Origin of the sequence: Nocardiopsis sp. SBT366, assembly GCF_001083815.1 — a bacterium.
Taxonomy (GTDB): domain Bacteria; phylum Actinomycetota; class Actinomycetes; order Streptosporangiales; family Streptosporangiaceae; genus Nocardiopsis; species Nocardiopsis prasina.
Genome location: NZ_LAVM01000033.1, coordinates 1 through 22,825, shown reverse-complemented (window position 1 = coordinate 22,825; position 22,825 = coordinate 1). Strand labels below are relative to the sequence as shown.

The window sequence follows — 22,825 nt, the reverse complement described above, 5'->3', positions numbered from 1 at the left end:
GTGACCCAGCCTTCCGCGCCAGGCCGCCAGGGACGGGGCGCCGCGCAGCCGAAGGAGCGGTGAACACAACAAGAGCGTGCCCACACACGCCGACGCGGAGTCAGCGACCCAGATTCCGGTAGCGCCGCATCGCCAACGGAACGAACACCGCCATCAGCACCAGAGGCCACACCACCGCCATCAACACCGCGTTCTGCGCCACCCACGACTCACCCACCACCGTGGTGTTGCCGAACAACTCACGACAGGCCAGCACCGTCGCCGACAACGGGTTCCACTCGGCCACCGGCGCCAACCACGCCGGAATCACCTCTGTGGGCACGAACGTCTCGGCCACCATCGCCAGCGGGAACACCAGCGAGAAGAACTTCATGGCCGCTTCGGGGCTGCGCACCAACAACCCCAGGTAGATCCCGATCCACGTGAACGCCAGTCGCAACAGCAACAACAACCCCAACGCGGCCAACGCCGGCGCCGGTCCGTTGTGCCACTGCCACCCGACCAACAACCCCATCCCCACCAGAACCAACAGGTCCACCAGGGCCGAGACCACGTCCGCCATACTGCGCCCCACCAACAACGCGGACGGAGCCATCGGCAACGTCCGGAACCGGTCCACCACACCCCGGCCCACGTCCGTGACCACAGCGATCGTCGTGTTCCCGATCCCGAACGCCATGGTCAGCGCGAAGAGCCCCGGCATCAGGAAGTCGCGGTAGTCTTCGCCGCCCACCCCCATGGCCGCGCCCATCGCCTCACCGAACACGAAACCGAACAGCAGCACCGCCAGCACCGGGATCATCAGCGTCCCGATCACCTCATCGGGCTTGTACAGCAGGTGCGCCAGGTAGCGGCGGGCCACCACGACGGAATCGGCCACCGCCCAACCAGCCCTTCCCAGCAGGACCCGCGGCCCCCGCCGTTCACGCTCCACATCCGCGATCACGACCGCTCCTCCGCCACAGCGCCACCGTGCTGCCCGGTCAACCCCAGGAACACGTCATCCAACGTCGGACGCCGCAACGCGATGTCCTCCACGTCCAACCCGGCCTCGTCCAGCGCCCGCACCACCTTGGACAACCCCGCGCCGCGCCCACACACCGGCGCACTGACCCGCAACGCGTCCCGGTCCACCTCCGGCGGCGCCCCGGCCATCCGGCCCAGCACCTCCACCGCCACCGGCAACTCCTCCACACCGGCCACCACGACCTCCACCCGGCCACCGCCCACCCGCGACTTCAACTCCTCCGGGCTTCCCTCGGCGATCACCCCGCCCCGGTCCAACACCGACACCCGATCCGCCAACCGATCGGCCTCCTCCAGGTACTGCGTGGTCAACAGCACCGTCGTACCCCCCGCCACCAACTCCCTGACAGCCCGCCACACCTCGGCCCGGCTGCGCGGGTCCAACCCGGTCGTGGGCTCGTCCAGGAACAGCACCCGAGGGTCCAGCACCAGCCCCGCCGCCAGATCCAACCGGCGGCGCATCCCACCCGAGTACGTGCGCACCGAACGGTCAGCCGCCCCCGTCAGGTCGAAACGCTCCAACAACTCCACGGCCCGCTCCCGAGAACGCCGCCGCCCCAGGTGGTAGAGGCGCCCGAACATCTCCAGGTTGCGGCGCCCGCTGAGGATCTCGTCCACCGCCGCGTACTGCCCCACGAACCCGATCCGCGAACGCACCAGCCGAGCCTGCGAGGCGACATCGGCCCCGGCCACCCTGGCCCGGCCACCGTCGAACCCCAACAGGGTCGCCAAGACCCGCACCGACGTCGTCTTACCCGCACCGTTGGGCCCCAGCAGTGCGTGCACGGTCCCCGGCGCCACCGCCAGGTCCACCCCGTCCAGGGCCGCCCCACCACCCGGGTAGAGCTTGCGCACCCCCTCCGCCAGGATCACCGGTTCGCCGCTCACGAGACCACCTCCGCCACCCGCACCCGACCCGCGTGACGGGGACGCGGCGCCACCACCGGCGTCACTTCCTCGTACCGGCCCACCGCGATCCGAGCGATGTTGCGCACCGACTCACTGCCCGACCGGTAGTACGAGCAGTGCCCCGGGATGTCCCCGGTCCCGAACACCCGCGCCCCGTACCCGGGCCGCATCGGCGAGGGCCCGTGCCCCGCCTCCCCCACGTGCCCGCGCGGAAAGAACCGGATCCAGTCACGGGGCCCCCGCGCCGCCCACAGGTTCCCCGAGAACCCCAGCTCCTCACGCGAACGCGTCCCCATGCCGGGGCTGCCCAGCGCCACACAGTCACTGACCCGCCCCCGGCCCAGGGCCAGACCGCACACCACCGTGCCGTAGCTGTGTCCCACCAACGTCACCCGTGCCGCACCGGGAAGGAACCGGGTCAGCCGCACCAGGTCCGCTGCCCCCTCCAACGCCGGGCGACGCGAGACGGCCTCCCCGAACCCGCGCGGCGTGCGGTACCCCACCCACACCACCACGGCCACACGCTCCCCCGGCGCCACCTCACGCATCGTGCGCAACAACGTCTCCCCGTTGGCGCGCGGCCGTGTGGCCCGCTTCTGGTTGAAGTAGTTGCCCAGGTAGTTGTCGTTGCCCGGCACCAGGACCGCGACATGGTCCGCGGTGGCCGCGTCCCCCAACTCCTCCACGATCCGCCCGTCCTCGGTCCCGTCACAGGCCAGCAGACGAACCCCGTACCCCTGGGCGCGCTCATAGCGCAACGGCTCAGGGACCGGAATGGTGGATGGGCCCGCCGCGATCATGACTCTCCCCGAGGTTCCTCGTACAACAGGCTTCTCTGACACCCTCAACGCTAGAACCGCGGGTACGACCGGCACGATGACGCAGACACCCACTTACCGGTCCACTCCCACCCACCTCCCGCAGTGGTGCCAGCACTACCGGAGCTCCGACCCACTCACCTGACCGGCAACAATCCGCTTGCCCGCCGAAGGCGCCCCTGCAACGATGCACCCATGCGGATCGTGACCCTGGCCCAGCGCCCCGACCTCGCCGAGGTCCTGGAACGCCCCGAACTCAACCCCGGGCCCGAGGTGATGTTCCACGACACCGTCGCCCACCGGTACTGGAACCGCCTGGCCCGCGACTTCGCCGAGTACCAGATCGCCCTGGTACGCGGCGACGAGGTCATCGCCCGCGCCAACAGCGTCCCGCTGGCCTGGCACGGCACCCCCGACGAACTCCCCGACGAGGGCTTCGCGTGGGCCCTGGAACAGGCCTTCGACGACAGGGCCGCCGGACGCGCACCCACCATCGCCTCCGCCCTGTACATCGCCGTCTCCACCCGCCACCAGGGCGCCGGGGTCAGCGCCCGCATGGGTCAGGCCCTGCGCGACAACGCCGCCGCGCACGGACTCACCGCGCTGGCCGCACCCCTGCGACCCACCCACAAACACCGCTACCCGCTGATCCCCATGGCCGAGTACGCCAGCTGGACCCGCGACGACGGCCTGTCCATCGACCCCTGGCTACGCACCCACCAACGCCTCGGCGCGCACCTGCTCCACCCCTGCGAGAGGTCCATGACCGTGGAGGGCACCGTCGCCCAGTGGCGCCAGTGGACCGCCATGGACTTCCCCGGCAGCGGACGCCACATCGTGGAGGGCGCACTGTCGCCCGTCACCATCGACCTGGCCGCCGACCGCGGCACCTACGTCGAACCCAACATGTGGGCCTGGCACCCCCTCACCTGACCCACCACTCGGAGCCACCGCCGTGACACCACCCCCCGTCCGAGGACTACGCCCCGACGGCACCATCGCCCGCGAAGGCTCAACCGACCGCGTCCACGCCGCCTTCACCCCCGTGGTCGAGACCCTGCGCACCCGCCTCCACCAGGTCTTCGGGCCCCGCATGCACAGCGCCTACCTGTACGGCAGCATCCCCCGGGGCACCGCCGTCCCCGGCGTCTCGGACCTGGACGCCCTGGTGGCCCTGCACACCGACCCCACCCCCGCCGACCGGGACCGCGCCCGAGCGCTCCTGGAGGAGATCGACACCGACTTTCCCCAGGTCGACGGCGGTGGGATCCTCCTGGACGGGGTGCCCACACTGACCAGCGAACTCGAACGGCACGACTCCGGGTTCTTCGTCGCCTGCCTGTGCACCCCGCTGACCGGCCCCGACCTGGCCCGGCAACTGCCCCGGTACCGACCCACCAGTCTCCTGGCCCGCGAGACCAACGGCGACCTGCACCTGACCCTGCGCCGCTGGCGTACCCGCCTGGCCGAGGCGACCACCGACGACCAGCTCCGCGCGCTGAGCCGGGGCGTGTCCCGCAGACTCACCCGCACCGGACTCACACTGGTCATGCCCGCCTGGGGCGGATGGACCAGCGACCTGACCCTGGCGGCGGAGGTCTTCGGCCACTACCACCCCGGCCGCCACGAGCAGATGCGCGCCGCCGCCCACACCGCCCGGCACCCCAGCGCCGACCGCGACCACCTGGTCGACCTCCTCGAGGACCTGGCCCCCTGGCTGGCCGAGGGGTACACCGCCACACGGAGAAGGGCACGGGGGCCGAGGAGGATTCCCACAGGAGCGGTAGTGGCGAACCGAAGCTGACAGCATGGGCCTACCGAACGCGCAGGAGGGGCCCATGCCGCGGCCGAAGATGCACCTGACCTGCTCGTACAGCCGTTGGCGCTGAGCACGATCATGGTGCGATCGGCACGAGCGCGCTGACGCGGTTCTCGTACTCGCGACAGTGCTGGGCCGGAACAGCCGGGACACCCTGGCCGCCGTCGAACGGCTGGCCGCGGTCGAGGAGCCGACAGTGCACGGCGAGGAGGCGGTCACGCGCAGGGTGTAGCCCTGGCCTCATCGCACGGTCGCCCCCCTCGTCGAGCACGGCCCGCTCGGCAGACTCCAGTTCGGCCGAGCGAAGAAAGTCGGCGACCTTGCCCGGCAAAGTCGCGGCGTGACCGGTAACTCCCGGGCCGGGATGTCCTCCTCCACGCCGGTGTGATCGGGTGGAAGGTCGGCGACGGCTTTGCTGGCCTTGGCCTAACAGCGGGCAGTCCGTCGTGGGTCAGTTCCCGATGGAGGTCGCGCTGGAGTTCGCCGACGGCGGGCGGCGAGGTCCAGCGCGAAGAACGCGCCGTCATGGATACGCAGGGCCACCTGCTCGCGGTGGTCCCGGGCCACCTGTCGTCAAACCCTGTCAGCAATCACCATCGGATCTGATGGGATTCGACCCGCCGCGCCCTCGGATTGCACGGGTTCCTTGGACGCGTCGGCCGCCTGTCGGCAAACGATCGTTACCGACAGGCGCCACGGATCTTGAGCGTTGCGCGCCAGTGTCAACGTTCCGGTCTCGGGTCAGGCTGGCGGGTCGGGGTGTATCTGGCGAGCATGGTCTGGACCGCCTGTTCGACGGCGGCGTGGATGTCGGAGGCTGCGGGGTTCCAGTCGGTCAGCAGCATGCGGGGCCACAGGACGTAGTTGGCGATCATGCCGAGGAACTGGTTCGCGGCGCTCGCCGCGTCCGGGACATCAGCGTTGCCCGCCTCGTGCTCGGCTTCCAAGTAGTGCTGGACGGAGGTGAAGTAGGGCAGTTTGCCGAGCTGGAACTGCATCCGTCCCAGTTCGGGGAAACGAGGCAGTTCGGCGATGACGATCCGGAACAGGCCTGTCATGCGGGGCTGACCCATCAGGTCGGCGTAGCCGTGGCCGATGGCTGTCAGCCCGGAGCGCAGATCTCCCGCCGGTGGCCGCGCGGTATCGCTGGCGTCGCGCTGCCAGGACTGCGTGACGATGGCCTCGAAGAGGGCCGCCTTGGTGGGGAACTGCTTGAACAGGGTGGACTTCGAGACCCCGGCCGCTTCGGCGATCCGGGCTAGCGAGGTGCCGTCGTAGCCACGGTCCAGGAACAGTTCTGTGGCTGCGGTGGTGATCGCCGCGCGTTTTTGCTGAGCGAGTCTGCGGTGGTGTGCGGAGAGTTCTGCTGCCATGCGGCCAGTATGCCGCAGAACCGAGGCGAGTCACTTGACTCGCCTCGATAGTCCTGCTTGGGTACGAGAGCAAGGCGAGTCGGTTGACTCGCATCCTATCTGTGGCACCGGGTGAATTCCGGTAGCCGCGCGGTGGAGGAACAGCTCATGACGATCGACAGGATCGCTTTGGTGACCGGTGCGAATCGCGGCCTCGGACGTGGCGCGGCCATCGCTCTGGCCAAACGCGGGGTGCGGGTTCTGGTCACCCACCGCAGCGATGCGGCCGGGGCCGAGAAGACGGTGGAACAGGTGCAGGCGGTGGGTGGGACCGCCGCTGTTCTCCGGCTCGACATCAGCGACGTCTCCTCTTTCGCGTCCTTCGCCTCCGAACTGAGCGAGCAGCTGGAGCGCTGGGGTACTTCGCGGCTCGACATCTTGGTCAACAACGCGGGAGTGGGGATCTTCGCACCGCTGGAGGACGTCACGATCGACGATTTCGACACGGTGATGGGCACCAACGTCCGGGGCACGTTCTTCCTCATCCAGTCACTTGTGCCGCTGCTGGCCCAGGGTGGCCGCGTCATCAACGTCTCGACGTCACTGACCCGCCACACCAGCCCCGCCACCTCGGTCTACTCCGCCTCGAAGGCCGCCGTCGAAGCCTTGAGCCGCACCCTCGCCGCAGAACTCGGCCCGCGCGGAATCCGGGTCAACGCCATCGCCCCGGGGCCGACCGCCACCGATTTCAACGGTGGAGCGATGCGGGACGACGCCGAGATGCGCCAGGGCCTGGCCGGACAGACCGCGCTCGGCCGCGTCGGCGAACCCGAGGAGATCGGCGACGCCATCGCCACGCTGGCCTCCGAGGGCCTGCGCTGGGTCACCGCCCAGCGAATCGAGGTCTCCGGCGGCGCCCTCCTCTGAGCGACCGGTCGAACGGCCTGTAAAGACACAGGCAGCGACGGCCCCGACTCCCTCCCAGCCGGTCCCGTCCACGTCCAGCTCCGGCGCATCAGGTCCAGATCACGATGGCGTTGAGGACCAGACCGAGCGCGCCGAGCTGGTCCTCCATGCCGTCGCGGTACGCCTGGTGGATGGTGCCGTGCTTGCCGGGGCACACATCGCGAGCGAGCTTGTGGCGGGACTCCTGCACGGTGGCGGGATTCGACATGCGTACGGTGCCCCACCGCACGTCCCACCCCAGCGGGTGGGCAGGGTGCGTTTGCCCGTGAGTTCCAGGCGGCTGGGGCGGAAGAACTGTTCCAGGTTGCCCGCCGGCAACTCGTCGGGGTAGCGGCCGTAGCGGGCGATCCGCTCATCGGAGGTTCATGCGACATGCCCCCGAACGTAGGGGCCGCGAACAGGGCAACCCCCGTCACCGAACCGTCGCCCAGGACGGCTCTGCCGCCAGATCCTGTGGTACTCCTCCTCGACGCCCGCGATTCCCGTGCGGCGTGGGAGTGAGGCGCCAACGCCGCACAGAGCCCCCGTGTGGCCCGCATCCAGCTCGGGTGGGGGCCACACGGCGTGGAAGGCCCCTCGCGGACCCTCTTAATATCGTTTCGTTGGTAACGTTATTTAGTAAACGTTATGCAGATTCCGCGACGAAACAGAATCCCGAAGCCCGGAAATCCTGACTTCCGATAAGTCAACCTTCTAGGAAGTCAGCCCTCCAGGGGCACCCCAGCCCCCTCCAGGCGCTCAATCCGGCTCGCCAACGTTATTCAGGGCGCCCTCCGACCCACACAAACGAGACGGGTACACCCCAGGCTGTACTGTCTGGGGTATACCCGCTAAGTCATCGGGTGGCTACCGACTGCTGCCGAGCCCCGGGGCGGCCGGCCGCGCACGTGCCCCCAAGGGCCGGTTAGGGCGTCACGACGATCTTGCCCCGCACCCCGCCGCGTTGGAGCCTGTGGTGGGCCCGGGCGATCTCGTCCATACCCAGCACGGCACTGACCACCGGCGTGATCGTGCCCCCGTCCACCAGAGCGGCGAGCTCCTCCAACTCCCCCGCCGACGGGTCGTTGCTGAACGCGCTCAGTCGTGTGCGCCGGTCCAGGCTCCCCACGGCCACCCACACAGCCGCCCGGATCGGTCGACTCGGATCCAACGCGAGCGGGAACAGTGTGCCTCCGCGATCCAGCCGACCACGCACCTGACCCATGTGCGTGCCGACCAGATCGACGATCACATCGAAACGCCCCAGGTCCTCCACCCGGGTCTCACGGTGGTCGAAGGTCTCCGAAGCACCCAGCTCACGCAACCAGGAAAGGTGGGCGGCCCCCGCAAGCGCGGTGACACGCGCACCAAGGGAGGCCCCGAGTTGCACGGCGACCACCCCCACACCCCCGGCCGCTCCACGCACCAACAGCCGCTGCCCCGCACCCAGACGCACCCGACGAGTCAGGGCGTGCAACGCCGTCGTGCCCGAAGCAGGCAACGCGGCGGCCTCCTGCGACGAGACCGAACGCGGTGCCGCGGCGACGCGCTCCTGTGGCACGACAACCGACTCGGCGATGGCCCCGAAGGTGCCGTGCGGCATCACCCCCCACACCACATCGCCGACCACCGCCCGGGTGACAGACGGGCCCACCTCGCCGACCGTCCCCACGAAGTCGACACCCGTCCCAGCGGGAAGACGCTGGCGCAACACACGGCGCAGCCGCCCCGCGCGAATGGGAACCTCGCCACCGCCGACAGCGGCGGCGGACACCTCCACCCGCACATCGGTGGCGCCCACCGGGGGCGTGGTGAGACCGTCGACGACGGCCAGGACCTCTGGCCCTCCGTAGCGGTCGTAGCGGACTGCGCGCATGATTCCTCCTCGTGCGGGGAAGTCCCCGCCGTGCCCTTGGGTTGCCACCGGTGGCGACCGGTGACAGAAGTGGGCAACCAGCCCCCGCCGACCACCCATCCCGACGACGGCGAAGTGAGACGACCCATGGCCCAGAACACGCAGATCCACCCCGAAGCCGAACCCCGGGAGCTGCGACAGGATGCACAACGCAACCGACTCCGCGTGCTTTGGGCCGCCCGGACGGTCTTCCGCGACCGCGGCCTGGAGGCCACCCTCCAGACCGTGGCCCACCACGCCGGAGTCTCGGCCGCCACCGTCCACCGGCGCTTCCCCGGCCGCGACGCCCTCGTTGAGGACCTGGCCGCACAGACCGAACAGGAACTGGTGGAGCGCTTCAGGGAGCTGACCCGAACCGTCCCTGCCGACCTGGCGTTGGAGCGCGCCCTACGGATCGTCGCCGCCGAGACTGTCGCCACGCGCGCGTGCACTCCGGACCACCGGGAACGCTTCGTCGACCGCGCGCACGCCCTCGACGAGCGCCTCCACCAGGAACTGCACCGGCTCCTGGTGCGTGCACGGGAAGGGGGTCGGATCGCGGCGACGGTCACCGCCCAGGACCTGAGGCTGGTCACCGGCGCCGTCACCGCGGCCGTGACCGCCGAACCGGACACGCAGCGCGCCAACTGGGCCGCCCAGCGGGTGGTGACGCACTTCGTGCGGTCCTTCCGCACCACCGACTGACCTGGTCTGGCGCACGTCGGGGCCCTCGGTGGGGTGCGGGGCAGGGCTCCCCACCCGTGTCACGGCCTTGCTTTCAGGTGTCCCTGCTGGATGCCGGGGCTTCGGGGGAGTCGGGAACGTTCCCTGTGGCTTCGGCGCTGGTTCCGGAGGCGGATTCGGTGGCCAGGCGCTCGGTCTCGGCGTCGTGGGCCCGGCCCGCCTCCGTCACGGCGGCCGCCCTGCGCGCCCGCTGGTCACCGGCGGTGAGGAACACGGGGTACATCGCCATGACCAGAATCAGCGCGACCATGATCCACAGGGCGTACCTGTCGATCAACAGGACGATGTCCACTCCCGCCTGTCCCGAGGAGAAGCCGATGTAGGCCACCGTCGAGGTGACCATCAGGGCCCCCAGGACGTCCATGAGCACGTAGGTGCGCAGGCGCATCCCGCTGGTACCGGCCAGGACACAGACGATCTGGCTCGGCACCCCGGGCAGGTAGGCGAAGACGACCAGGACACGCAGGACCCAGGGGTTCATCGCCCTGAGGCGTTCGGCGAAGCGCTGTGCCCGGTCGGTCGGTGCCAAGAAGCGCAGGATCCGCACCCCCCCAGTGGCGCCCCAGCCACCAGAAGAACCAGTTCAGCTTGACCTTGCCGACAACGCCGGCCAGCACGATCACCCACAGGGTCCCCTGACCGACACCGGCGAAGGCCCCGCCCGCGCCGATCGCGGCGTAGCTGCCGGTGATGGCGGCCAGGAGCACGGGATGGTCCGCGATCAGCAGAGGTCGCAGCGGGATGGTCAGGGTCAGCAGCAGAGGCAGGCCGATCATGAGGCCGAGCAGGATCTTGTCCTGTGTCCGGGGCCTTCCGTCCCAGAGCCTCATCGCCCTGAGGTGTTCCCTGCTCAGCTCCTTCTCTCGTAGCTCCCAATCCTTCAGAGCATCGTTGATGGCTTCATCGCGAGTGGGGCGAGAACTGCCTGAGGCATCCCGCTGGGGGGTGGCGTTCGCGGTCATGGCAACACTCTGCCCTGTGGGAGAGGCCCTTGGTAGGTGCCGGCGCCATACAGATCTCCCGGGCGCCGGTGTTGAGTCGAGGTGGCCACGCAGGCACGTCGTCCTCAACTCCACGCGCCTCCGATGAGGGGACACCAGGCGGCTTCCGGAGACAGATCGCCGTTGCGGCCAACGCCCGGTCCTGCCGAGCGTGCGGTGCGGCCCCGCCCACCGAACCATCCGCCATCGAACAGTGTTTCCGCTCCGGGTGGGCGCCGCCTGCGCACCTTCCTCTGACCTGGTCGAGGACGGGTTGGCTCTCGTCAGTGCCAGCGAGGCGACCGCATCGCTGACCTACTCGACGTCGACTCACCTCTGGTCACTGACCAGGGCCTGGCCCAGGGGTGGCCACCGTGACCGGCACGTTCAACGTCTCTGGACCGCGTCCGTTCAACCGTGGGGACTGCGCTGCCCTGCGAAGCGACGCGGGGGCGGTCCTCGCCCGTCGGGCTCCGGGCGTCCTCAGGGAGTTCAGGGGGATGGCCGGTACTCGAGCGCCTGGACAGGGTGTACGACTCCACCGCCGCCTCGCGCGCTTTCGGGTACCGCCCTGTTCGCGCAATCCGACGGCTGCTGCGTGAGAGGGGTCCCGGGGATTGACGGGTGTCGCTGATCGAGTGTTCCGTGTTCCGCCCCCACCAGCCCTGCTGGCCTACCCCTGCCCAAAGGCCGGCCCCCGCTTCCCGGACGTGGTCCGGGCGCGGGGGCGGGTGCTCGACTTCAGGGGGCCTCGTCGGTGGTGGTCGACCCCAGCTCGCTGAGCCAGGCCAGGTGACTCGCCAGGGCCGTGCGCCCCTGGGGGGTCAGGCGGAACCAGGTCTTGGGGCGGCGCCCGACCGCTCCCTTGCGGACCTCCAGGTAGCCGGCGTCCTCAAGGGTGCGGCTGTGCTTGGAGACCATCGGGTCGCTGATGCCGATCAGGTCGCGCACGGTGGCGAAGTCGATCCACTTGGCGCCCTGGAGGAGCGCGCACATCGCCAGGCGAGGGCCGGTCTCCAGTTCCGAGTGGCGTTGGGCGTTCACGCCCGTACCCGGCCGTCCTCGATGTCGCGGCGCATGGAGGCGTGCACCCACAGGTAGCCGCCCAGCGAGGCCAGCGCCACGGGTCCCAGCGCGGCCAGGGCCAGGCCCTCCTGTCCCCGTCCGACCAGGGTGTGGATGGCGATCAGGCCGAGGACCGTGACGATCATGACGACCACGCGTGGGCGCCGGGCGCTGGGGTAGGCGCTGGCCCAGCGCGGCAGGGTGACGCCGGTGCGCCGTCGACGAACCCAGCTCAGGCCAGCCGCCGCCAGGGCCACAACGACCAGGATCCACTGGAGGTAGCGGGCGTCGATGGAGAGCAGGGACATCCAGATCGGCAGCCCGGCGACCAACGTGCAGCCGACCGCCTGGACGACCCAGAAGGAGGCGGGCGGTGCGGTGTGGGCGGCGAGCCTGCGGCGGGCCTCGGCGGCCTGGTCGAGCGGGGGTGTGGGGTCGGCGTCCATGACGATCTCCTGTCCGTTCATCAATTACTTTCTAAAAAGAAAGTAGATTCCATGGTGGGGAGTTGTCAACCCCGGAAGCCGCGCGACGGGGGTTGAGGAACATCGGAACAGGAATCCGCGCTAAGGCTCCCCGGCCTGTTCACCGGTCGGTGGTGAGCGCGTTCAGGGCGCGGGTCTTGTCGGCGTCGGTGGGCAACGTGTAGCGGCGGGTGGTGTTGAGGTCGGCGTGGCCCATCAGCTCGGCGACCAGGACCACGTCGACCGGTGCGGCGGCCACCTCGCCGCGGCCCCGGACGAGGTCGGTGCCGAAGGTGTGGCGCAACACGTGCGGGCCGAAGGATTCGCCGTCGTCTGAGGGGCCGATGCCCGCCGCGGCCCCCAGGGTGGTCACCACGGTGTTGGCGGCGCGGGTGGACAGGCCGGCGCCGTCGCGGTTGCGGATGAGCGGGCCCGCGGCGGGGCGGCCGAGTTCGTCGAGCAGCTCCTCCAGGGTGGTGCGCACCTGGGCGTGCAGGGGCACGGTGCGGTCCTTGCCGCCCAACCGGCCCTTGCCGCGCACCCGCACGCTCCCCTTGCGCGCTGACAGGCGGATGTCGGCCACCTCCAACGCGACGATCTCCGCCACCCGGAGCCCGGCGTAGTAGGCCAGGTGGCAAACGGCCCGGTCCCGGGGGTCTGCGTCGCGGGCCACGGTCCGCAAAAACCGCAGCAGCGCGCGCTGGTCCAGGGCCCGGGGCGCGCTCGGGCGGGGCAGGTGTTCGCGCACCACCGCGGGCCGACCCGAGCCGCGCAGGGCGAAGAAGGCGTCCACGGCGGACAGGCGGTTGTTGATGGTGGCCGCGCCCAGGTGGGTGCCCCGCGCGGTGCGGGTGTTCTTCAGGTGCCGGCGCCAGTCGCGCACCGCCCAGTCCCGCGCGGCCGCATCGGTGAGGGGGTCGCCGTCCACTGCGCCGTCCTCGCGGGCGTCGGCCAGCCAGGTGAGGAAGGCGGCGGCGCTGCGCCGGTACTTGTCCCGGGTGGACGCACCCAGGTCGGTGGCGGCGGCCAGGCGGTCGGTGAAGGCGGCGAGCTCGCCCGCCAGATCCGCCGGAAGGTCGAGGGTGTGGCGGGGCCGCCCGGTCCGTGTGTTTCCAGAAGTGGAATTCGGGGGCTGTTCTCGGCCAGGGGTTGTGTTTCCAGAAGTCACCCCCACAGTCTACTTCCGGAAATGCGTATTTCCAGAAGCAGCTGTCTCCCGAATGCCTTGCTGCAGCCCATCGAAGGCCGCGGCGCCGAGGGGGCACGGCAGAACCACTGATCCCCTGTTATAACGTTCGTTATAATCTCAGGTTCTTTCTCTGCCGCCCCGGAGGCGTTCATGCACCACCACCCTGCCCGCGAGAACACTGTGCGAGAACTCCTGTTCCGCCGCTCAGGCGTACTCGAATGGGGCGAGCGCCCGGCCCCGACCTTGGAGGAGGGGACCGACGCGATCGTGCGGCCCATCCTGGCCGGGCGCTGCGACGGCGACACCCTGCCCATCCACCGGCCCGTCTCGCGCGCCATGCAGGCCGGGATGGCCTTGGGCGCCATAGACCCGGTCGTGGGCTCGATCTGCGGACGTGTCCCCTTCCAGGGGCCCTTCGGGATCGGCCACGAATGCGTCGCCGAGGTCCTGGAAACCGGCTCGGACGTGCGCGGGGTGCGGCCGGGCGACCGCGTCGTCGTGCCCTGGTCGGTCTCCTGCGGCACGTGCGAGCGGTGCCGCCGCGGGCTGACCTCCAAGTGCGCCACCACCGCCCGCTCCACCCTGGCCGCCTACGGGTTCGGGCCCGCCAGCGGGGAGTGGGGCGGCATGGTCGCCGACGCCTTCCGGGTGCCCTTCGCCGACCACATGCTGGTCCCCGTCCCGGACGGGGTGCCCTCCGCGCGCGTGGCCGCGGCCAGCGACAACCTCGCCGACGCCTGGCGCACGGTGGCCGGGCCCCTCGCCGAGCGGCCCGGGGGGACCGTGCTGGTCCTGGGCGGGGGCGCCAAGAGCATCGGCCTGTACGCCGCCGGCCTCGCCGTCGCCCTGGACGCCTCCGAGGTCGACTACTTCGACGACGATCCCGACCGCCGCGCCATCGCCGAGTCCTTCGGGGCCCGGACCCAGCCGCTGAACGACCCCGGCACCCGGCCCTGCCGGGGCGGCTACGACGTCACGGTGGAGGCCACCTCGAAGTCCCGCGGCCTGCAGCGCGCGGTCCGCGCCCTGGCCCCGGGCGGGGTGTGCACGGCCGTGGGCTATTACGTCGCCCCCACCACCCGGGTGCCGCTCATGCAGATGTACGCCACCGACGCCACCCTGCGCCTGGGGGTCTCCCACCCCCGGGCGGTGCTGGAGGAACTGCTGGACTTCGTGGCGCGCACCGGGTTCGAGGCCGAACGGGTCACCACCCTGACCGCCGACTGGGAACAGGCGCCCCACGCCTACGCACAGCGCGCCACCAAGGTGGTGCTGCGCCGCGAGCCGCTCCTGGCCACCGAACCCTCCTGTTGACGCACCGGTGCCGCCCCGCCGGGAGCGGGGCGGCACCGGGTCCGCGCAGGGCGGGTTCAGCTCGCGCGGTCGGGCAGGAGGTCGCGGCGCACGAACACGGGCTTGAGGTGGCGTGCCACCAGGCCCTGGGGCAGGTCCTCCCAGTCCAGGACGTGCGAGACCACCCGGCCGGGGGCCACGGTTCCCGAGGCCGCCAGCTCCAGGGCGTGGGGGATGTGCCCGCGCACGTTGTCGCGGGCGATCCTCAAGGTGACGCCGGTCAGGTACATGTCCAGCAGGGGAAGCCCGCCGGGGCGGAAGTGGTTGCCGGCGCTCTCACAGATCCCTTCGGGGGCCAGGCTCTTGAGGGCGGACTCCAACTGATCGACGCGGCCGGTGGCCTCCACCGCGATGTCGAACCCGTGGCGGATGGGCTCCAAGACCTCGACGGTGCGGGCGCCGAAGCTCTCGGCGATCGCCCGGTGGCCGGGGTCGGGGTCCACGTACAGCACGTCCCCGGCCCCCAGGGCGCGGGCGATGTCGCACACGTACAGGCCGATGCTGCCGCGGGCCACGACCAGCACGCGGGCCCCGGGCCGTGCCTTCAGGTGCGGGGCGACCAGGCGCCAGGACAGCGACCAGTTGTCGCTGGCCGCGGCCATGGCCACCGGGTCCAGTCCGGCGGGCAGGGGCACGAGCATCGCGTCGGCCCAGGGCACGCGCACCAGGTCGGAGAACAGCCCTCCCCAGGCGCCACCGATCGGCGCCCCGTACATGGCCATGTGCGGCACCGAGGCGCAGTGCGCGGTGAGCCCGGACCGGCACGGGTGGCAGGTGCCGCAGCTGATCGACCAGGGCACGACGACCAGGTCCCCCGGAACCACGCCGGTCACCGCGTCGCCGACCTCCACGACGCGGGCGACGCACTCATGCCCCAGGGGGAAGGGCGGATCGAGGAAGCCGTGCCCGGCCAGGATCGCCGAGTCCACATCGCACGAGGTCGCGGCCACAGGGGCCACGATCGCCCCCAGGTCGGAGTCGAGCACGGGGTCGGGGGCCTGGCGCCATGCGGCCGCCCAGCGGCCGGTGTAGGTCAGCTCACGCATCGGCCCGCCCCTCCCCGTCCGTGTTCGGTCCGCCGCCGGCCATGGCGGCCAGGTCGGCCAAGCGCACGATCGACCCGCCCGCGCCCCAGGTGCCCTCGGGCTGTTCGTGGATGAGCACCCACACCCGCAGCGCCTGGTCCTGGGCCAGTCCGGCCGCCTCCAGGACGATCCGGGTCGCGTTCTGCACCAGCCCGGCCCTGCGCCGCTCCGAGAGCGCCCCTTGGGGCACGGTCACGTTGACCAGGAACCGGGGCTCGGCGTCCCCGGAGGTGGTCTGCGCCCCTGCGGGCAGCTCCTCCAGGTAGCTCCAGGCCTGGGCACGGAAGAAGTCCGTGTCCGGGGCGCCCTCCCACTGCAACAGGGCGGCGGCCAGGTCGCGCTGCACATCAGCGCGCCCCTGTTCGGTCAACGCACCCGCAGGGCAGGTCAGTCGGATCATCGGCATGGTGTTCTCCCTCCACCAGGAAAAACCTGGCTATAACGATCGTTATAAGACGCGGTGAGCGTAGACTATAACGACTGTCATGACCAGTGGAGTGGAAGGGTCGCCCGAGTGAGCGAGAAGGAGCCGTCCCCGCGGGAGAAGATCGTGGCCGGAGCCGCCGACATGCTCGGCCGGCGCGGCCTGAACGCCACGAGCATCCGGGAGACGGCCAAGCACGCCGGGGCGCCGCTGGGCTCGACCTACCACTACTTCCCCGACGGCAAGGCCCAGCTGGCCGCCGAGGCCGTGCGCTACGCCGGAGGCAGGGTCGCCGCGGGGCTGGAGCGCGCACTGCGCCAGGGGCCGGTCGCCGGGTTGGGCGCCTATCTCGACCTGTGGCGCACCATCATCGTGGACGGTGACTACCGGGTGGGCTGCCCGGTCCTGGCTGTGGCCATCGAGGAGCCGGGATCCGGAGAGCGGCCCGCGGCCCTGGACGCGGCGGCCGAGGCCTTCGACACCTGGCAGAGCCTGCTGGCGGCCTCGCTGCGCGAACACCGGACCCCGCCGGAGCAGGCCGCGCAGCTCGCCGCTCTCACGGTCGCCGCCGTCGAGGGCGCCGTCGCCATGTGCCGCGCCCAACGCTCCACGGCCGCCCTGGACGCCGTCGACGCACAGCTGCACGCCCTGCTGCGCACCGCCACGGGGGAGGGCGCCGCGGGGTGAGGCAGGACTCCACGTCCGCGCTCACCCGGCAGCCGACCCGAACCGCCAGCCATCACCACGGCACCGTTCACACATGGGGTCCCCTGCGGTGGGCACCGCACAGGCCGGGGCCCTGACGTGAACACCACGGTCTGCTACTCCTCCTCGCCATCGAGCACCTGGTCGGGATCGCGCAGGTCGCGGCGACCGCCCGGCATGTCCGGGAGCAGGAACGAGTAGTGGCCGTGCACGTTGATGTGGGTGCGGGCGAACGCCGACAGGTGCGCCACGTCCTCCTCGCGCACCGTGTAGCCCTGGCCGCGGAGCTGGTCCAAAGCCGCGTCCATGTACACGGTGTTCCACAAGGTGACGCAGTTCAGGACCAGACCCAGGGCGCCGAGCTGGTCCTCCATGCCCTCGATGTACCGCTGACGTAGCTCGCCGCGTTTGCCGTGGAAGACGTGCCGCCCCAGGGCGTGGCGGGACTCCTGCAACGTGGTCTGGGACTTGATCGAGCGGCGGTAGGTCTCGTCGTCCAGGTAGGTGAGCACGTGCAGGCTCTTGAACAGGCGGCCGAAGTGGGCGATGGCCTGGCCCAGCGGGGTGGGATTGCCGTCCCGGGAGAGCATGCGGATGACGTCGTAGGCGCGCACCGCCCCGGTGTGGATGGAGGCGACCACGCGCAGGATGTCGTCCCAGTGGCGGGCGATCCTGTCGGTGTCGATGCGGCCGCGGGCGGCGGTGTCCAGGGGCCCGTAGTCGGCGGTGCGGTCGATCCTCCACAGCCGGTGGTCGGGCACGTCGGCAAGCTGGGGCCGGTACTGGCGCCCGAGCAGGTGGACCAGGCCGAAGATGAGGTCGGAGTAGGAGCCCTCGTCGGTGACGATGATGTCGGGGGCCAGACCGCCGTCCTGGTTGTAGAGCACGTCCAGCAGGTGCAGGGTGTCGCGCGGGGTGCCGGCCACCACCCGGCTCGCGAGCCCGGCGGCCTGGTCGTTGACCATGTTCAGCCAGGTGGAACCCCTGCGGCGGCCGAAGTAGCGGCGGTTGGGGCGGGCGTGGATGGTGTTGACCGGGACCACGAACCGCATCCCGTCCACCGAGGCGACCCGGCCGCCGCCCCAGGCCCGGGCGAGAGCGTTGTCGGCCTGGCCCTCGATGAGGGGGACGTTGGCCGCAGAGTAGGTGTCCGGGCGCAGGTAGTTCTGGTCCACGTGGGAGAGCCGGTCGCGGGTCAGCGGAGTGACGCCGTTCTTGACGATGGGGGTGTAGTCCAGGTTGCAGGCCCGAGACACCAGCAGCGCGGCCACGGTGACATGCAGGTCAGCCAACCGTGATTCGGCCCCGGAGAGGCTGGTGAAGGCGTCCATGAAGGCCGGGTTCCAGCTCATCACCTCCAAGATCAGCTCGGGCAGGTCCACCCGGGGGAGCATCCGCACCACCCGTTTGCGCAGGTCCACCAGGCTGGGAGGGTCCTTGATGGCGGTGAGGTTGCGCAGGTGGACGCGGCCGCGTTCGTCCACGGTGACCGCGTCGTTGACGCGCATCCGCCCGCCGACCTGGCGGTAGGTGGCGTCCAGCAGCCGGGCGTGCTCGGCCAACAGCTCATCCGGGCACTCGGGAAGCCCCAGGGCGGCCAGAGCCTGGGGCTTGGCCTGCTCCCACGCGGACCCCGAGAGCAACTTGGCGCGCGGGTCGGCCCACCGGGCCGAGGCCGGGGCGAAGATGTCGCGGCGCTTGAGGTGGCGGTGGAACTGCTCCAGGACGCAGAAGACGTAGGCGGCCTTGTGCACCACATCAGGGTCTTCGGGGAAGACGAGCCGGTGCCAGGACCCGGTGATCAGGTCGGTGTCGACCTCGCGGGCGCGGATCTTCTTGCGGCCGATCAGCTCCGGCAGGGCGCGCATGGCCTCCAGTACCGCGGTGCCTTCGACGGTGGCGCCGAAGTCGATGACCTCGCACAGCATCGGCAGGAAGCCGCGCACGCTGGCGTAGCGGTTGACCAGCTCGGCCCGCCACGCCTCGTCATCGTCGGAGCCGGGTGCGGGCAGCAGCTCTTCCAGCGCCAGTAGCGCGGCCGCCAGTTCCCCGCGCGGCACCACCCGTTCGATGCGCTCCCACACCTGCGCCAGGTTCACCCCCTCGGCCTCCTCCCGCGCCGGGGCGGCCTCCAGGAGCACGTTCACCGCGGCGGCGAGCTTGGCCGACTCCGCGCTCAACCGCGGCAGGCGCCGTACCTTCTCCTTGACCGACTCGCGTTCGGCCTGGGCCAGCAGGCGGGTGGTCATCAATAGATCCAGCAGTTCCAGGGCGTCATCGACTGTGCGGGCCTGGAGCTGGACCACGGTGGCCACCAGCGTGGCCAGGCGGCGCTCGGAGCCGTGGCGGCGCAGCAGGGTGGCCTTGCCAGAGAGCCCGTAGCGGGCCATCTCGGTGATGCGCCGGGCGGGGAAGGCGGTCAGGTCCACCTGCCCCAGCCCCAGTCCGAAGACTTCCGAGACCCGGTCCAGAGCCCGCACCATCTCCTGCCCCGAGCGGCGGGTGGGGCCTTGCGGAGCTGGTCCAACAGCGAGGAGCGCTCGCCTTCACCGACCACGAGCAGAGTTTCCAGGTTCGCCCGCTGGGCGGGGGTGATCAGCTCGCACAGCGCCTGCCACAGCTGCCCTGTGACCTCATCACGGACCTGGGCCACCAGCCGGGCCAGCACGGTGGCCCCGGGAAGAAGCCCACCGCGTTGGTGCAGCCACACGCTCGCCCCGTCGAAGAGGGCCTTGGGCCCGTCGGTGGTGGTCCACACCTGGGCCCGCAACCACTCCTCCAACTCCGACCGGCGATCGGTGAACTCGGAGAACCCGTACTCGCGGCGGATCTCCTCAGCGTGGTCCAGGCGGGTCTGTCCGCGGGTGGCGTACTCGGACAGGCAGGCCGGGTCGGCGACCGCAAGCTGTTCAGCGAGGTAGACCACGGCCTCCTCGGGGACCTGGTCCAGGTCGGTGAGGAAGGTGCCCAGGTAGCGGGCGGTGCACAACTGCACCGCGTACCCGAGACGGTTGGCCTCGCGGCGCTTGGACTCGATCAACGCCCGGTCGGCGTCGTCCAGGAAGAAGTAGCGGTCCAGGTCCGCTCGGGGGACGGGGCTTGTGTAGCGGCCGTAGGCGGCCGCCTGCTCATCGGTGAGGAACTCAACTGGCATGCCCACAGACGGTACGAGCAGATCAAAGTTGCTTAGCGCGGATTCCTGTTCCGATGTTCCTCAACCCCCGCGACCCAGCGGCGTCGAGGTCCGACCCCGCGACGGACACACGACCCTCGCTCTTCTTCACCCAGGTGGACGAGACGAGACCGGGCACCCACCGCCCGCGCCTCGATCCGCGTGCGGAGGATCAGGCGGCGGTCGCCGACGCCCTCGTGGCCAGGGGCGCCACGCGCGCCGCCGTGGGCCAGCCCGCGTGGCGCCCCCCTGGGTGGTGCTACGCGATCCCGAGGGCAACGAGTTCTGCCTCCTCCAGCCACGGGACGAGGAAAACAGGCGAACACGCGGCCCCGCCCGCGTCGGCGAGCCGCCGTCGCGGCGCGGGACCGCCCGACCCGAAACCGAGCGGCCCCGCCCCCGCCGCCGAGGGTCACAGGGCGTGGCCGCCCGCGACCTGCACCACCTGCCCCGTCACCCAACGGGCCTGGTGGGAGGCCAGGAACACCACCGCGTCAGCGATGTCGCCCGGCTCACCCACCCGACCCATCGGAATCACCTCCCGGGCCCGCTCCAGCAGCTCCGCGTCCATCCACCCCGTCTGGACCGGTCCCGGAGCGACCGCGTTCACACGCACACCGCTCCCGGCCAGGTCCAACGCCATCGACCGGGTCAACGCCTCCAACGCCGCCTTCGACGTCCCGTAACCGGTCTGGCCGGCAAAGGCCCGCGCCGCGTCGGTGGAGATGTTCACGACGCACAGGGGCTCCCCCTCCCGGCGCCGCCCCACGACCTCGGAGGTCAGCACGGCCGGAGCGACGGCGTTGACCCGGTAGTGGCGCTCCAACGAGGCGTGCGTGAACGACCCGACACTGTCGGGGCTCTCACAGTGCGCGGCGTTGTTGACCAGCACGTGGACCGCCCCGGCCCGCTCGGCCACCTCACCCGCAAGAAGGGACGGCCCCTCGGGGTCGGACAGGTCGGCGCTCACAGCGAAGGAACCGTGGCCCAGCTCGCGCGCCAACCGGTGGGCCTCCTCCTCGTTGGGGGTCACGTGCGCCCACACGGTGTCCTTCGGCGCGGGCCGCTCCTGTGCCAGACAGTGGACGGCCACCCGCGCCCCCTGCGCGGCGAAGGCGCGGCTGATCGCCGCGCCGATGTTGCCGGAACCGCCCGTGACCAGGACGGTGCGTCCCGCGAGGCCGGTGTCGATCATCAGTTCCCCTCCATGGGTGTTGGCTCGAACAGACACAAGAACACACCGGACGAGGAGGGCCACGGGGCCAACACGGGAACACGAAAGAAGGAGAATCGACGCGCACGGGCGACCTGGACCAGAGCGGGATCACCACCCGGCAGTGACGCTCGCCCTCACTCCCGAGCCAGCGCCACCACCCGCCCCAGGTGGTACTCCACGATGCCCAACATCTCAGCCCGGTCAGGATAGTCCCCGTCCAACAACCGCAACGGCCCTGCCACCAACGACAGGTGCTCGGCCCACGTGTACAACTCCGTGCGCGCCGGGTCCAACCCCGGCCGCTCCAGGTACCGGTACAGGTCACCGAACCGGAACCGCAGGAACACGTGCTCCCACTCGACGTCGAAGAACATCAACCCTTCGACGTCGATCAGCACCGGCTCCCCCGCCGGGTCCACCAACACGTGGTCGGGACCCAGTTCGCTGTGCACCAACCCGTGTTCGAACCTGGGCCCCACCCGTTCGAACAACTCGTCCAACCGCACCCGCACCCGGGAGGAGACCTCCGCCAACTCCGGCCTGCGCCGCGCCCCCTCGTCCAGGTCCGCCAACGCGTGCTCCACCACCAGCTCCGCACACGAACGATCCCGCACCAGCGGCCGCGACACCTTTCCCACCCCCGCCTCCGACCGGGTGCCCATCGCCGCCAACGCCTCACCCAACCGGCCCAGCACCCCCCGCACGAAGGCGGGATCACCGTGGGCCATGTGCTCCTCCAGCGTGGGGCCACGCACATCCTCCACCAGAGCCACGTCCGCGCCCAACTCCCGGTGGTCGCGCTCCACCCACAACACACGCGGAGTACGCACCCCCACCGACACCAACACCTCGGTGGCACCCACGAACAGGTCCAGGCCGTCAGCGTGCGCGAAGGGCCCCTCCCCGGTGTGCGGCTCCGGCCAGTAGTTCTCCGCGCCACTCCACACGTAGGCGACGACACTGGAGTCATCGGCCAGCACCAACCGGTACACACCCTTCTTCGTGCCGCCGCGCAACCGCTCCACCCCCACGACACGGCCCCGACCTCCCAGGTCCGCCACGACGCCGCCCAGGCCTGGTGCGCATGGGAGGACACCCACGTGGCCACCGTCCCCGGATTCACCCCCAACCCCCGCTACGCCGACCCCGCCTTCCGGCTCACCTTCGCCCGCGCCGTCACCCACTACTGGGCCAACGACTGCTTCCTCGCTCCCAACCAACTCATCGACGACCTCGACCGCGTCACCCACATCCCCGCCACCCTCATCAACGGCCGCCTCGACATCAGCGGCCCCGCCGACACCGCCCACGACCTCGCCCGACGCTGGCCCACCGCAGAACTCGTCATCGTCGACGACGCCGCCCACACCTCAGGAACCCTCGGCATCGGCGCGGCCGTGGTCGCCGCCACCGACCGCTACGCCCACCTGGCCTGACCCCCGGGCCCCACCAACAAGAGGGGGACCGGAGCGCCCAACGCCGCCGGTCCCCCTCAGGCCCTAGGCCAGCTCCCGCACCAACCCCACCGTGCGCTCCAACTCCTCCTCCGAGTTGTAGTAGTGCACCGACGCCCGCACCACCGCGTGCCCGGGACCAGGCGACCACCGCTGATCAAAGGGCCGCGCCACATTCGCGCGCACCCCCCGCTCCCGCAACGCCCCCACC

General features: G+C 70.9%; 20 protein-coding genes and 3 pseudogenes. 8 read left to right on the top strand and 15 right to left on the bottom strand.

Features of this window, described 5'->3' with window-relative positions; all coding sequences use genetic code 11:
- Window positions 1-100 precede the first annotated feature (100 nt).
- From ADX84_RS12180 to ADX84_RS12170, 3 genes are read right to left on the bottom strand one after another with little or no spacing between them, the layout of a single operon-like run.
- Window positions 101-946, bottom strand: a complete 846-nt coding sequence (locus tag ADX84_RS12180; protein ID WP_049572348.1) for an ABC transporter permease — start codon at window positions 944-946, stop codon at window positions 101-103.
- Window positions 943-1,914: an ATP-binding cassette domain-containing protein gene (locus tag ADX84_RS12175; RefSeq protein ID WP_049572341.1), complete on the bottom strand. Its 972-nt coding sequence runs from the start codon at window positions 1,912-1,914 to the stop codon at window positions 943-945. The genes ADX84_RS12180 and ADX84_RS12175 overlap by 4 nt, the downstream gene beginning before the upstream one ends.
- Window positions 1,911-2,735, bottom strand: a complete 825-nt coding sequence (locus ADX84_RS12170) for an alpha/beta hydrolase (RefSeq protein WP_049572335.1) — start codon at window positions 2,733-2,735, stop codon at window positions 1,911-1,913. The genes ADX84_RS12175 and ADX84_RS12170 overlap by 4 nt, the downstream gene beginning before the upstream one ends.
- A 213-nt stretch (window positions 2,736-2,948) precedes the next feature.
- Between ADX84_RS12170 and ADX84_RS12165 the strand changes: the two genes are divergently transcribed.
- Together ADX84_RS12165 and ADX84_RS12160 are read left to right on the top strand one after the other, a co-directional pair.
- A complete protein-coding gene (locus ADX84_RS12165) occupies window positions 2,949-3,686 on the top strand; it encodes a hypothetical protein (RefSeq protein ID WP_049572333.1) in 738 nt (245 codons plus the stop codon).
- 22 nt (window positions 3,687-3,708) lie between these two features.
- The gene (locus ADX84_RS12160; protein ID WP_049572328.1) at window positions 3,709-4,557 is read left to right on the top strand and encodes a nucleotidyltransferase domain-containing protein; all 849 of its coding nucleotides are present in this window, start codon (window positions 3,709-3,711) and stop codon (window positions 4,555-4,557) included.
- 737 nt (window positions 4,558-5,294) lie between these two features.
- Here ADX84_RS12160 and ADX84_RS12155 read toward each other — a convergent pair.
- On the bottom strand, window positions 5,295-5,945 hold the full coding sequence (locus ADX84_RS12155) for a TetR/AcrR family transcriptional regulator (protein ID WP_049572326.1): 651 nt from the start codon (window positions 5,943-5,945) through the stop codon (window positions 5,295-5,297).
- A gap of 147 nt (window positions 5,946-6,092) precedes the next feature.
- Between ADX84_RS12155 and ADX84_RS12150 the strand changes: the two genes are divergently transcribed.
- A complete protein-coding gene (locus ADX84_RS12150; RefSeq protein WP_082206430.1) occupies window positions 6,093-6,851 on the top strand; it encodes an SDR family NAD(P)-dependent oxidoreductase in 759 nt (252 codons plus the stop codon).
- A 94-nt stretch (window positions 6,852-6,945) separates the two neighbouring features.
- Here the strand turns inward: ADX84_RS12150 and ADX84_RS12145 are convergent.
- Both ADX84_RS12145 and ADX84_RS12140 read right to left on the bottom strand, forming a co-directional pair.
- Window positions 6,946-7,083 (bottom strand): annotated as a pseudogene (locus ADX84_RS12145) (Tn3 family transposase); the annotation flags it as partial.
- Window positions 7,084-7,794: 711 nt separating this feature from the next.
- Window positions 7,795-8,745, bottom strand: a complete 951-nt coding sequence (locus ADX84_RS12140; RefSeq protein WP_199776569.1) for an NADP-dependent oxidoreductase — start codon at window positions 8,743-8,745, stop codon at window positions 7,795-7,797.
- Between the two features lie 126 nt (window positions 8,746-8,871).
- Between ADX84_RS12140 and ADX84_RS12135 the strand changes: the two genes are divergently transcribed.
- Window positions 8,872-9,468, top strand: coding sequence for a TetR/AcrR family transcriptional regulator (locus ADX84_RS12135; RefSeq protein ID WP_049572312.1), 597 nt, complete (start codon window positions 8,872-8,874; stop codon window positions 9,466-9,468).
- Between the two features lie 73 nt (window positions 9,469-9,541).
- On the opposite strand, the gene ADX84_RS26615 is transcribed toward ADX84_RS12135, so the two are convergent.
- The 4 genes from ADX84_RS26615 to ADX84_RS12115 form a co-directional block, all read right to left on the bottom strand.
- Window positions 9,542-10,036 carry a DedA family protein gene (locus ADX84_RS26615; RefSeq protein WP_234003939.1) on the bottom strand — a complete coding sequence of 165 codons (495 nt, stop codon included), beginning with the start codon at window positions 10,034-10,036 and terminating at the stop codon, window positions 9,542-9,544.
- Between the two features lie 1,192 nt (window positions 10,037-11,228).
- On the bottom strand, window positions 11,229-11,531 hold the full coding sequence (locus ADX84_RS12125) for a transcriptional regulator (RefSeq protein WP_049572311.1): 303 nt from the start codon (window positions 11,529-11,531) through the stop codon (window positions 11,229-11,231).
- Window positions 11,528-12,019, bottom strand: coding sequence for a hypothetical protein (locus tag ADX84_RS12120; RefSeq protein ID WP_082206421.1), 492 nt, complete (start codon window positions 12,017-12,019; stop codon window positions 11,528-11,530). The genes ADX84_RS12125 and ADX84_RS12120 overlap by 4 nt, the downstream gene beginning before the upstream one ends.
- Window positions 12,020-12,137: 118 nt before the next feature.
- Window positions 12,138-13,184 carry a tyrosine-type recombinase/integrase gene (locus tag ADX84_RS12115; protein ID WP_049572309.1) on the bottom strand — a complete coding sequence of 349 codons (1,047 nt, stop codon included), beginning with the start codon at window positions 13,182-13,184 and terminating at the stop codon, window positions 12,138-12,140.
- 171 nt (window positions 13,185-13,355) lie between these two features.
- On the opposite strand from ADX84_RS12115, the gene ADX84_RS12110 reads away from it, so the two are divergent.
- Window positions 13,356-14,519: a zinc-binding dehydrogenase gene (locus ADX84_RS12110; RefSeq protein WP_049572307.1), complete on the top strand. Its 1,164-nt coding sequence runs from the start codon at window positions 13,356-13,358 to the stop codon at window positions 14,517-14,519.
- 56 nt (window positions 14,520-14,575) lie between these two features.
- On the opposite strand, the gene ADX84_RS12105 is transcribed toward ADX84_RS12110, so the two are convergent.
- Together ADX84_RS12105 and ADX84_RS12100 are read right to left on the bottom strand one after the other, a co-directional pair.
- Window positions 14,576-15,604 (bottom strand): zinc-binding dehydrogenase, encoded by a 1,029-nt coding sequence (locus ADX84_RS12105; RefSeq protein WP_049572304.1) that lies wholly within the window; start codon window positions 15,602-15,604, stop codon window positions 14,576-14,578.
- Window positions 15,597-16,049, bottom strand: a complete 453-nt coding sequence (locus ADX84_RS12100; protein WP_049572301.1) for a tautomerase family protein — start codon at window positions 16,047-16,049, stop codon at window positions 15,597-15,599. Before ADX84_RS12100 ends, ADX84_RS12105 begins: the two co-directional genes overlap by 8 nt.
- Window positions 16,050-16,157: 108 nt before the next feature.
- Here ADX84_RS12100 and ADX84_RS12095 point away from each other — a divergent pair, with 108 nt between their 5' ends.
- Entirely contained in the window at window positions 16,158-16,754 is a 597-nt protein-coding gene (locus tag ADX84_RS12095) for a TetR/AcrR family transcriptional regulator (RefSeq protein ID WP_082206419.1), read from the top strand.
- Between the two features lie 134 nt (window positions 16,755-16,888).
- Here ADX84_RS12095 and ADX84_RS12090 read toward each other — a convergent pair.
- Window positions 16,889-19,926 (bottom strand): annotated as a pseudogene (locus tag ADX84_RS12090) (Tn3 family transposase).
- A 53-nt stretch (window positions 19,927-19,979) separates the two neighbouring features.
- Between ADX84_RS12090 and ADX84_RS27150 the strand changes: the two are divergent.
- Window positions 19,980-20,171, top strand: a pseudogene (locus ADX84_RS27150) (VOC family protein); the annotation flags it as partial.
- 185 nt (window positions 20,172-20,356) lie between these two features.
- On the opposite strand, the gene ADX84_RS12085 reads toward ADX84_RS27150, so the two are convergent.
- Together ADX84_RS12085 and ADX84_RS12080 are read right to left on the bottom strand one after the other, a co-directional pair.
- The gene (locus ADX84_RS12085) at window positions 20,357-21,139 is read right to left on the bottom strand and encodes an SDR family NAD(P)-dependent oxidoreductase (protein WP_049572298.1); all 783 of its coding nucleotides are present in this window, start codon (window positions 21,137-21,139) and stop codon (window positions 20,357-20,359) included.
- 155 nt (window positions 21,140-21,294) lie between these two features.
- A complete protein-coding gene (locus ADX84_RS12080; protein ID WP_234003937.1) occupies window positions 21,295-22,221 on the bottom strand; it encodes a phosphotransferase in 927 nt (308 codons plus the stop codon).
- Between the two features lie 39 nt (window positions 22,222-22,260).
- On the opposite strand from ADX84_RS12080, the gene ADX84_RS12075 reads away from it, so the two are divergent.
- Complete coding sequence (locus ADX84_RS12075) at window positions 22,261-22,596, top strand: alpha/beta fold hydrolase (RefSeq protein ID WP_369801074.1); 336 nt, start codon at window positions 22,261-22,263, stop codon at window positions 22,594-22,596.
- The last annotated feature ends 229 nt before the right edge of the window (window positions 22,597-22,825 follow it).

Coding starts and splice junctions, on each gene's coding strand:
- ADX84_RS12170 (WP_049572335.1), bottom strand. CDS start 2,735: ATGATCGCGGCGGGCCCATCCACCATTCCGGTCCCTGAGCCGTTGCGC.
- ADX84_RS12165 (WP_049572333.1), top strand. CDS start 2,949: ATGCGGATCGTGACCCTGGCCCAGCGCCCCGACCTCGCCGAGGTCCTG.
- ADX84_RS12155 (WP_049572326.1), bottom strand. CDS start 5,945: ATGGCAGCAGAACTCTCCGCACACCACCGCAGACTCGCTCAGCAAAAA.
- ADX84_RS12150 (WP_082206430.1), top strand. CDS start 6,093: ATGACGATCGACAGGATCGCTTTGGTGACCGGTGCGAATCGCGGCCTC.
- ADX84_RS12140 (WP_199776569.1), bottom strand. CDS start 8,745: ATGCGCGCAGTCCGCTACGACCGCTACGGAGGGCCAGAGGTCCTGGCC.
- ADX84_RS12135 (WP_049572312.1), top strand. CDS start 8,872: ATGGCCCAGAACACGCAGATCCACCCCGAAGCCGAACCCCGGGAGCTG.
- ADX84_RS12120 (WP_082206421.1), bottom strand. CDS start 12,019: ATGAACGGACAGGAGATCGTCATGGACGCCGACCCCACACCCCCGCTC.
- ADX84_RS12110 (WP_049572307.1), top strand. CDS start 13,356: ATGCACCACCACCCTGCCCGCGAGAACACTGTGCGAGAACTCCTGTTC.
- ADX84_RS12105 (WP_049572304.1), bottom strand. CDS start 15,604: ATGCGTGAGCTGACCTACACCGGCCGCTGGGCGGCCGCATGGCGCCAG.
- ADX84_RS12100 (WP_049572301.1), bottom strand. CDS start 16,049: ATGCCGATGATCCGACTGACCTGCCCTGCGGGTGCGTTGACCGAACAG.
- ADX84_RS12085 (WP_049572298.1), bottom strand. CDS start 21,139: ATGATCGACACCGGCCTCGCGGGACGCACCGTCCTGGTCACGGGCGGT.